The following is a 2,567-nucleotide window of genomic DNA, read 5'->3' on the forward strand; positions in this document are numbered from 1 at the left end:
GCCGGATCCTGCCGCGCGTCTGTCGCCGTGCGCGGGAGAGGAGATCCTTCGGTCGGCGCCATGGAATCCGCACGGGCAAGATCGCGCGGCGCCTCCCTCAGGAAATCAAATCGGCGTCGTTGTCTTCCTGAGGGGCCCTCACGGACCTGATCGCCTCTGGATGCATGCGGCCCCGAAGGATCTTGCCTGCCTCCGCTCGGCCTATGCCCCGCGACGGAAGACGGCGGGCCGGATCCTGCCGCGCGTCTGTCGCCGTGCGCGGGAGAGGAGATCCTTCGGTCGGCGCCATGGAATCCGCACGAACAAGATCGCGCGGCGCCTCCCTCAGGAAATCAAATCGGAGCAGACACGTACGCAGTTCTCCCCCTCTCAGCGAGGAACGAGCGGGGAGGGGGCCGGGGGGTGGGGCGGCCCGCTGTCGGCGTGATCCATCCTCTCCCCATATCACACTCACATACGCGAAGAGGGCGGGCCCGGTCGCCGGGCCCGCCCTCGCGCACATCCACCGAAATCAGCCGGGGCGAATCAGCCGCCCACGACGCGGTAGGTCACGCCCGTCACCGCCTGCGTGTTGTCCACCGTGAGCTCGAAGCGCGACTGCGCGTCGGCCTCGGCGGGGGGGGTGATGGTGGTGCGGCCGGTGCCCAGGGGGCCGCTGGCGCCGTGCAGCGTGAACTCGACCGTCACCGGCGCCGTGCGGCCCGTGCCCACGGCCACGCCGCGGATGGCCGTGTTGGTGTCTTCCACGTCCACCTGCAGCTGCTCGATCTGCACGGGCAGGCTGTCGTGGCGCTGGCGCACCAGGGCCGCCTGGCGGCCCAGCTCGCTGGCCTGGGCGTTTTGCCCGGCGGCCGCGGCGGCCTGCGACTGGCCCGCGTAGCCGTTGTACATGAGCACCAGGGCGCCGTAGTTCAGGGGCGCCATCTCCACGGCGCGCTGCGCGGCCGGGAGCAGCTCCTGCCAGCGCTGCTGCGTGTTGAGCGCCAGCGCGTAGTAGTAGGCCACGTCGGCGTTGTTGGGCAGGTCGCGCGAAAGCTCCTGCAGCAGCTGCGCGGCCTGGGCCGTCTGCTCGCGCTCCAGGTACTGGCGCGACGCAAAGGTGAGCGCGTTGATGGCGTTGGCGCGGGCGCCGGCGCGGTCGGCGTTCACCTGCGCCGACGAGTCGGCCGGCAGCGCGTCGATGATGGTGGCCACGCGGCGCCAGCGGCGCACGGACTCGTCCGTGTTCTGCCGGCCGAACGCCACCAGGCCCAGGTAGAACTCGGCCGGGTAGTTGGTGGGGTCCATCCGCAGGGCCGTCTCGTACCCGGCCACGGCGGTGGTGGTGTCACCGGCCTGGATGGCCGTCTGCGCGCGGTCGAACGCCAGGGCGGCGCCGCCGGCCAGCAGGCGGTCCACGTCGTACGCGCCCAGCTCCGGGCACAGCTCCTTGGAGCGGCGCAGCAGCGAATCCGCGTCGGCGTAGTCGGCCGTGCCCAGGGCGGCCTGGCCGGCCAGGTAGTAGCCGTACGCGTTGGTGGGGTCACCCGCGATGGCGCGGCCGGCCACCTGGCGGGACTGCGCGTACTGGGCGGCCTGCGCGCTGTCGGCGGCCGTGTTGATGAGGGCCAGGATGCTGGCCGCGGAATCGGCCGCCGGGGTGCCGGACAGGCGGCCCGTGGAGCAGGTCACATCGGGCGCGGCCACGGACACGCGCGGCCCTCCCCCTCCCGCTCCGCCGCCGGTAGCGCCGGCGCTGGCGCAGGCCGCGGTAAGCGTCGCGGCGGCCAGCGTCATGAGCAGGCCACGATCGATCTTCATCTGCATCCTCCGTTGGATGGATAGGATAGCGCCCTCCCCCGCGGGGCGGGCGGCACCGGACCGGCCGCGGGGCCGGTCAGCTCTCGCGGGCCACGCCGTCGGACAGCAGGGCGCGGTACGCCTCCAGGGGCGTCACGCCCAGCTGCGCGGCGGCGCGGGCCACGTCGTCGAACTCGGGCTTGGCGCGCTCGCCCCCGCCGGGGAGGGCGCTGCGCTTGACGCGGATCTCCTGCCCGCGCCAGGTCACGGTCTCCACCGTCCGCGGCAGCACGCGCCGCCCGGCGGGCCAATAGCGCAGCCCGATGGTGGAGCCGCCGCGGAACAGGGCGGCCGTGACGGCCTCCAGCATCTCGGGGCTGGCCAGCGCCTCGATGCGCACGCCGGGCCGGCCCTTCTTCATCACCAGGGGCTGCGCCGTGCAGTCGGCCGCGCCGGCGTCCAGCACGGACTGCAGCAGGGGCGGCACGTACTCGGCGGGCAGGTCGTCCACGTCGCACTGCACCACGACGATCCCCTCGCTGCCCCCGCCCTGCGGCTCGATCAGCACCAGCCGCAGCACGTTGGGCCGGTCCTGCGGGTCGCGCGTGCCGGCGCCGAAGCCGCTGGCCACGGGCGTGTAGGTGGCGGGCGGCGGCGTGCCCCCCGTGAGCGCCTGCAGCAGCGCGGCGCCCGTGGGGGTGGTGCACTCGCCCTGGAACTCGGGGTCCGTGACGGGAATGCCCTTGAGCAGGTTGAGCACGGCCGGCGGCGGCACGGGAAAGTGCCCG

At 73.8% G+C, this 2,567-nt stretch carries 2 protein-coding genes; both read right to left on the reverse strand.

All coding sequences use genetic code 11. The annotated features are described in order from the left end of the window. Positions 1 to 525: 525 nt before the first annotated feature. A complete protein-coding gene (locus VFZ20_RS10155; RefSeq protein ID WP_329683755.1) occupies positions 526 to 1,800 on the reverse strand; it encodes a hypothetical protein in 1,275 nt (424 codons plus the stop codon). A gap of 76 nt (positions 1,801 to 1,876) precedes the next feature. Continuing rightward, on the reverse strand, positions 1,877 to 2,567 hold a 691-nt coding region (locus VFZ20_RS10160), incomplete at its 5' end, for a LarC family nickel insertion protein (protein WP_329683756.1).

The sequence above is a fragment of the Longimicrobium sp. genome, assembly GCF_036280135.1.
Classification (GTDB): domain Bacteria; phylum Gemmatimonadota; class Gemmatimonadetes; order Longimicrobiales; family Longimicrobiaceae; genus Longimicrobium.